Source organism: Fibrobacter sp. UBA4309 (genome assembly GCF_002395745.1).
GTDB lineage: Bacteria > Fibrobacterota > Fibrobacteria > Fibrobacterales > Fibrobacteraceae > Fibrobacter.
In genome coordinates, this window is the sequence record NZ_DGUN01000067.1 from 36972 (window position 1) to 44163 (window position 7192).

Below are 7192 nucleotides of genomic sequence, written 5' to 3' on the forward strand. Positions count from 1 at the left end.
AAGTCCTGCCCCCGCTACTAAAAAACTCGGTGAAAACCGAGTTTTTTTATTTATTCAGGATAGGCGCAGCAGCGGAACCCGATTGTCGGGGACCTGTAGAATGCCGAAATTTCCCTGTACGAGACCTTCTCCCCGGTCAGAAATACCGCTTCGACATGGTCCGGCTTGTAGACGAGGTTCCCGGCAATGGAGGCTAGCCATTCGTCGCCGCCCTTCTTGTATTCGGCATACGGAGCGTAATCCGTGCCCAGGGAATTGCCGCTGGAATCCTGCACGTCAAAGAACTGCAGGGAATCCTTGAAATCCTTCTGCGTAAGCACCCCGTACAGCGTGCGCGACGTATCGGCTGTAAGGACGGTATCGATCCTGGTGCCTTCCCTGTAAAGGTAGACAGTGTCCGTCGTATAGGCCAGGCGCGTATAGAACGGGAAGAACCTGTTCGTGCACTGCGCCATCGTCTCGCGGTCAAGCCCGTCGAACACCATGTAGCTTGCGCCCTTGATGACGGCTACGGTGTCTTCGGAACGGCCAATCACCCATTCCTGCAACTGGCCAGGCATGTCACGGACTCCCATCGGGTTGGCGCAACGCGCGTCGCGCCTGTCGTAGGACATCGCCGACAGGGAGTCGTTCGTCGAGACGTTGCAGAACGTAAACAGGTATTCCGTCGAGGGCATGTCCTCTTCTTCGACGACCCCGTAAGTGAGGTTGCCGCCAGAAAGGCACACCAGTTCCCAGTCACGCTCCTTGCAGAGACTAACGGTAAAGCCGCTCGCATCTACCGCCTCGCAGGCGGCCATCGCCTCGGAATGGAGCACGTTGTTCATGAAGTTTCCGTCCGCATCGCGATGCTCGATCTTTTCCATGCAGAACATCGACGAATCCGTAGCCTTCACGGCGACGAACCCTTCGGGGCATTCGATTTCTTTCGCGAGGGCGCCAGGAGAAACATAGACCGTATCAATCAGCGCCAGGGAAAGGTAGCCAGACTTGTCCTTGGAACGGATTCTCAAAATAATCGTATCGCCCGGAGACACCCTGCGGATAGTATCCGTAATGAAAAGTCCCGTGGTGGAGATGAGCATCGTATCGGCATCCATCTTATAATGCTTGTAGTAGCGTTTGACGCTTCCGCCGACACTGTCGTATTGCACCCAATCCTTTTTCAGCGGGTCATAATGCTCGATCAGGTAAGACGCGACCGAATCGTAGCACAGTCCGACAAGGCAGTCCGATTGCGCCGGGTCGATGACAGTATCGACTTCGATATCGTAATCGGGATCCAGCGGGTCGATGCTTTCGCTCCAGAAAATGCGGAGCCTGTTATTGCTGTCGAGTCTCGCGAACCCGGGGAACAGCGAATCCTGGATGGTGAAAATCTTTGTCGGCATAAGCGGAGCCACCGAGTCCGTCGTTATGAAAAGCTTGTTGTCTTCGACGGTGGCCTGGCCCTCGTTGCCCGAGGAATTGCCGCTGGAATCCCAAGAAGAAAGGCCGACCGTGTAGCGGGTCTCCGTCTTGAGTCCCTCGATATACACCCTGAAGCGGTTCAGGGAATCTACGTCGAAGTCGAAGCCCTTGCCGTCGATAACCGCTATGCGGAGATAGTTCTTCTCCTTGTCGCTATGGTGTACGGAATCGATCCATACGGAATCCCCGTCCCTGCGCACGCGCGCATGGCGCACAAAGAGCGTGCCGCCAGTAGAATCCACCGCCTCGGCCGTAACGACCTTGACCTTGACGTCGCGGATATCCTCGCCGCTGTCGTACGAATAGATTTCGAGGTTGTAGCCGAGAATCGGGCCCGAAAGATCCATGGGCTTGTAGAAATTGGTCTGGTCCGTGGGCCTGAACCATTCGAACATGGCACCCGTAGTCCACACGGAATCGTAGATGGCCGCACGGGACGGACTCAGCTTGTCGCCGAAATGCAGATAGATGTGCTGTACGGAACCGACATCGTCCTTGTCGGAATAATCGCAGAAGATGGCCACGTGGAGACTGTCGAGATCCTCGACATAGTCCTTGATCTTATCCGTCAGGTCTATCGTATCGTAATAGGCCTTGTTATTCGAGGAATACGGATAGAACGCGTCCGCCTTCTCAATCTGGTCGGACGTCGCTTCCTTGGAGGTGTCGTCCATGACTTCGTCGCCTATCCATAAATATATGCCAGTAAAGTTTTCCCTGGACATGGGGAAACGGTAACGCACCTGGTAACAGGCGGCGCCGCTGTCGGCATCTTCGGCGCATTCGAGCAAGACGCTTATTTCGGTAGGTTCGCGTTCGAACAGGTATTCGATATCGCTATCGTCGTCAGAACACGCAAAAAAAACAGCCGCAAGAGCCAACAACAGGTAGATGCCAAAAACACGTATCACAACCATAATTTAGCAAAAAAACCGGACGCAAATGCGCCCGGTTTTCAAATTCGACTCAAAAGAGTTAGTTGGCTTCTTCCGGATAAACGGAGACCTTCTGACGCTTCGCATCGAGGCGTTCGAACTTCACCTTGCCGTCAACGAGGGAGAACAGGGTGAAATCCTTGCCCATACCGACGTTCACACCCTTGTGGAAGTGAGAACCGCGCTGGCGCACGATGATGTTGCCGGCCTTGACGACTTCACCAGCGTACTTCTTGACACCGAGGTACTTGGCATTACTATCGCGGCCGTTACGTACGGAACCTTGACCTTTCTTATGTGCCATGGATTAAGCCTCCTTAGCCTTGCGCAGGGAGTTCTTCTTGACCTTGGCAGGCTTCGGAAGACCCTGGGCGATCTTTTCCTTGCGAGTGAGGGGCTTGTTCTGCTCCTTCTGCTTGGCAAGGGCAGCCACGCGAGCGCGGTTGCGGGTAATAACTTTGGGATCTACGACTGCGGATTCGGCGCCGGAGCGGAGTTCCGTGACGAGCACCTCGGTATAGCCCTGACGATGACCGTTACGACGTTCGTAACGGGTACGACGCTTCTTCTTGAAAACGATGACGGTGTCGTACTTGCCGTGGGCAAGAACTTCGACCTTCACGGAGGCGTCATTCAGGACAGGGGTGCCGACTTGCACTTCTTTTCCTGCAAAAAGAAGGACGGACTTGAGCTCCAGTTCGGAACCAACAGCGGCGTCGATCGTGGGGACCTTGTAGGCCTTGCCCAGTTCGACTTTATACTGGAAACCACCTGTTTCAACAATAGAATACATTTTTGTAATCCTTTTTTGGTTGCTATTGGGACCCCAAATATAGAAATTTTGAAGAATTTGTAAAGACAACACCCCAATTTTTTCTAAATTTACTGCGAAAATTTCATAAAGGACCCCCTAATGAACAAAGTGATGAGCCTCAACGGCGATTGGCAGATGATTTGGGACACCGAAGATCTGGGTATTTCCAACCGCTGGTATGCCACTTACCCCGATAAGACTGAAACCGTCCAAGTCCCCCACATCTGGGAACGCTCTTTCGACAAGCTCCTGATGTCCCAGGACTGCGCCTATTATTTCAAGAGATTCACCATAGACGACGAAAAACAGGTTTCCAAGAGGATTTTCCTCCGTTTCAGCCGTATTGCGACCCATGCCACGATCTGGCTCAACGGTAAGTTCCTGGGCACACACTTCGGGGCCTACACCTCCTTCGTCCTCGAAACCCAGAAGGCCATCAAGCTCACCGGCGAAAACATCCTCTGCGTCCGCGTCGCCAACATGGGCGCCGCCAACAGCCGAATCGACCTCGGCCGCGAAAGCAAGGAAGGAGCCGACGACCGCTATGTCCACCCGGCCGAAATGCCCGTGGGCGACCCCTGGATCCGCTACCCGTTCGGAGGCATCTTCGGCGACGTGGACCTCATCCTGGGCAACGCCGCCTTTATCGAGAACATGCGCGTGGAACCGGACATGGACCAGGAACGCGTCGCCGTCGAACTCTCGTTCAACAACCCGCGCGGCTGCTCGACCCGCCTCCGCTTCGTCATGAGGAATTCCAGTGGCGAAGTCTATGAATTCTTCAAGGACGGCGTCAAGCTCGACCGCGAAAACGCCACCCAGCGCTTCGTTTTCGCCATCAAGGACTGGAAGCGCGACAAGTGCGTCTGGAGTCTCGAAAAGCCGAACATGTTCGCCATCGAGGCCGCCATGGAAAACAAGGGCGCCAAGAGCAAGGGCACGGACTTCAGCTTCCCCATCGTGAGGACGTTCTCGTTCCGCAAGTTCGACTGCCTCAAGGGTGACTACTACATCAACGACTCCATCGTGAAGCTCATGGGCGTGAGCTACAACCAGCAGTGGAGCGAAGGCGGCCTCTGGACCACGGCAAACGACAAGCTCCGCAAGGACCTCGAAGCCGTCAAGAACGCGGGTTTCAACGCCATCCGCAGCTGCGGCGCCCCGCTTAGCGGCGAAGCCCTCGACATCTGCGACGAAATCGGCCTCCTGGTGTTCCAGGAATTCCCCATCCACACGATGAGGTCTACCCCCCAGGGCCTCGAAATCGCGAAAAAGCTCATCAACGACATTGTCAAGGAACAGCACCACCACCCGAGCATCGGCGCCTGGGTGATGGGTTCCGAAAACGGCACCTTCATGCTGCAGAACGGCAACAAGCTGTTGAACGCCATCAGCCCCATCGACATGTGCCGTCCGGCCATCAGCAACCTCGACAGCATCTTCATCGACAACGAAGGGCACTTCCACAAGGATACGGGCAAGCTGCTCCCCGTCTCGGTAGACCGCATCTCGCAGTACACCTCCCTCCAGGTGAATCCGCGCCTCTGCCCCAACGCCAGCTACACGCACTACCTCGCCCACTGCTTCGACAAGGAAGCCGTCGAAGGCGAAGAACTGATGGTCCCGGACTCCGGATTCGGCGACAGCCAGTTCCAGGATAGCGAAGACGGCCCGATCGACATCGAGAACAAGATGCTCGTGACGCTGCGGAACCACACCCTGCTGCCCGCAAAGGCGACCAGCATCGCCGGACCGCGCAGCGGCAAGAACCAGAAGGCCATCAAGAACCTCTACACCGATATCCAGGACTTCATCAAGGAATCCGGACTTTCCGTCTGGAGCGATTTCGAATCGTTCCGCAACGACGTGAACCGCATCTCGCTCAAGAGCAAGGCCGACCAGATTACGGCGTTCCTGAGCAACCCGCAGATTGCCGGATTCTTCCTCGCCAACTGGGCCGACTGCGGCATAGAGCTCTACGGCCTTTGCGACGAAAACCGCAAGAGCAAGGGATTCGAGAGCTTCATCAAGGAAATCACGACCCCGAGCCGTATCCTCGTCAGCGAACTGGAACACGTGGTTCCGCCGCAGAGCGAAATCAGCTTCCAGCTCACGCTCCTGAACAACGGCCGTCTCGAGAACGTCAGCGTGGACATCAGCCTGGTTGACGCGAAGGGCAAGGTCGTCTCCACACAGACGCAGAAGACCGACGAACAGACCGGCAAGACAAGCCTCACGCAGCTCGGCATCTGTACGCTCATGACCCCGCGCGCCACGGGCGATTACCAAATCAAGTTCACGCTCAAGGACGGCAACAAGGAAATCGACAGCTTCTCCGAGGACCTCGTCGTCATCGAGCAGGTCAACGTGAAGGACGCCATCAAGAAAGTCTGCTTCCTCGACAACAGCGAAGAATCCAGCGACGCCCTCGCCGCGCTTTCCGGACCGGAACAGATCATCTTCACGGCAAACCTCAGTTCCTGGCCCGACGAAATCCTCGACAAGATCGTGGACGTCACCAAGAACGGCGGCAAGACGCTCCTGCTTTCGGACATGACCCAGGACGACATCGACTTCCTGAACCAGAGCCACCAGTTCGATTTCACGCTGGAATCCCACTGGAGCACCGGCGCAAACGGCACCAGCCTGCACTACCTGCCCAAGGACTCCAAACTGCTCCCCATTTTCGGCGGCAACAACGTCCTCGACCACAAGGCTGCGGCGGTGATGCCCGGGCTTTCGCTGAACGAACTGCCGGGCGCGACCGTGTTCGCCCGCTCGGTGAGCATCTCCGAAGGCGAAATCAAGACCGGCGTGGACATGCAGCTGCTCCCCTTCGGCAACGGCAAGATCATGTTCAACCAGTTCAGCGTGTTCGAAGGCCTCGAAACGAACCCGCTCGCCGACGCCCTGTTCACGGCAATCGTCGGACTGCTCTAAAACAGGCCTTACAGCATAGAAAATGGCGGCTCATTACGGCGCCGCCATCTTTTTTGAAATTTTTTTCGACTTTTTTCATTTTTTTAGTACACTTTTATTTTTTTTATATAAGTTACGATTAGAATTACGAACCTACAAGGAGAATCTTATGGGAAGAAACAAGAAAGCCGATGCCGAATTACCAGATGAAGAACCGCTTGAAGACGAATTGGACTTGCCTCACGAAGAAGACGATTACGATTCCGAAGAAGACAAAGGCATCGACGAGATTCTCGGCGACGCGACCCTGGGCCGCGCCGGTTCCGACCTTGACGGCTGGGGCGGCGGCGAAGACTACGAAAGTTAGTTTGTCCCAAGCGCACTAAAAATTCTGAACCTATACAAGAACCCCCGTCGCATTAGCGGCGGGGGTTCTCATGTAAAAGTTTCAAGCGGAAGTGCGGAAATCTGAAAGCGTCCGCACTACTAGCGCTTAGCCGAAATCAATTACTTGGTGATGACGCGGGCCATTTCGCAAACCTTGTTGCTGTAGCCCCATTCGTTATCGTACCAGGCGCAAACCTTCACGAAGGTCGGGTCGAGCTGGATACCAGCCTTGACGTCGAAGATGGAAGTGCGAGCGTCGTTGCGGAAGTCCGTAGAGACGAGAGCTTCGTCGGTGTAACCGAGGATGCCCTTGAGTTCGCCTTCAGAAGCTTCCTTCATGGCCTTGCAGATTTCTTCGTAGGTAGCCGGCTTTTCGAGTTCGGCAGTGAGGTCGACGAAGGAAACGTCGGAGGTCGGAACGCGGAGGCTCATACCGGTGAGCTTACCGTTGAGCTGCGGGAGAACCTTGCCCACGGCCTTGGCAGCACCCGTAGAAGACGGGATGATGTTTTCGAGGATGCCACGGCCACCGCGCCAGTCCTTCTTGGACGGGCCGTCAACAGTCTTCTGCGTAGCAGTAGCAGCGTGGACGGTGGTCATGAGGCCACGCTTGATGCCGAACTTGTCGTTGAGGACCTTGGACATCGGGGCGAGGCAGTTGGTGGTG

Annotated in this window: 6 protein-coding genes; 2 read left to right on the plus strand and 4 right to left on the minus strand. The window is 55.6% G+C overall.

Annotated elements, in window-relative coordinates; all coding sequences use genetic code 11:
- Positions 1-50 precede the first annotated feature (50 nt).
- The 3 genes from B3M32_RS09530 to rplU form a co-directional block, all read right to left on the minus strand.
- Entirely contained in the window at positions 51-2381 is a 2331-nt protein-coding gene (locus tag B3M32_RS09530) for a hypothetical protein (protein ID WP_414655179.1), read from the minus strand.
- Positions 2382-2445: 64 nt separating this feature from the next.
- The gene (gene rpmA, locus B3M32_RS09535; protein WP_290745941.1) at positions 2446-2709 is read right to left on the minus strand and encodes a 50S ribosomal protein L27; all 264 of its coding nucleotides are present in this window, start codon (positions 2707-2709) and stop codon (positions 2446-2448) included.
- Between the two features lie 3 nt (positions 2710-2712).
- Positions 2713-3198, minus strand: a complete 486-nt coding sequence (gene rplU / locus B3M32_RS09540; protein ID WP_290745944.1) for a 50S ribosomal protein L21 — start codon at positions 3196-3198, stop codon at positions 2713-2715.
- Between the two features lie 120 nt (positions 3199-3318).
- On the opposite strand from rplU, the gene B3M32_RS09545 reads away from it, so the two are divergent.
- Together B3M32_RS09545 and B3M32_RS09550 are read left to right on the plus strand one after the other, a co-directional pair.
- On the plus strand, positions 3319-6159 hold the full coding sequence (locus B3M32_RS09545; RefSeq protein WP_290745946.1) for a glycoside hydrolase family 2 protein: 2841 nt from the start codon (positions 3319-3321) through the stop codon (positions 6157-6159).
- A gap of 148 nt (positions 6160-6307) precedes the next feature.
- Complete coding sequence (locus tag B3M32_RS09550) at positions 6308-6505, plus strand: hypothetical protein (protein WP_290745948.1); 198 nt, start codon at positions 6308-6310, stop codon at positions 6503-6505.
- 140 nt (positions 6506-6645) lie between these two features.
- Here the strand turns inward: B3M32_RS09550 and B3M32_RS09555 are convergent.
- Positions 6646-7192: type I glyceraldehyde-3-phosphate dehydrogenase (locus B3M32_RS09555; RefSeq protein WP_414655016.1), on the minus strand; the 547-nt coding region annotated here is incomplete at its 5' end.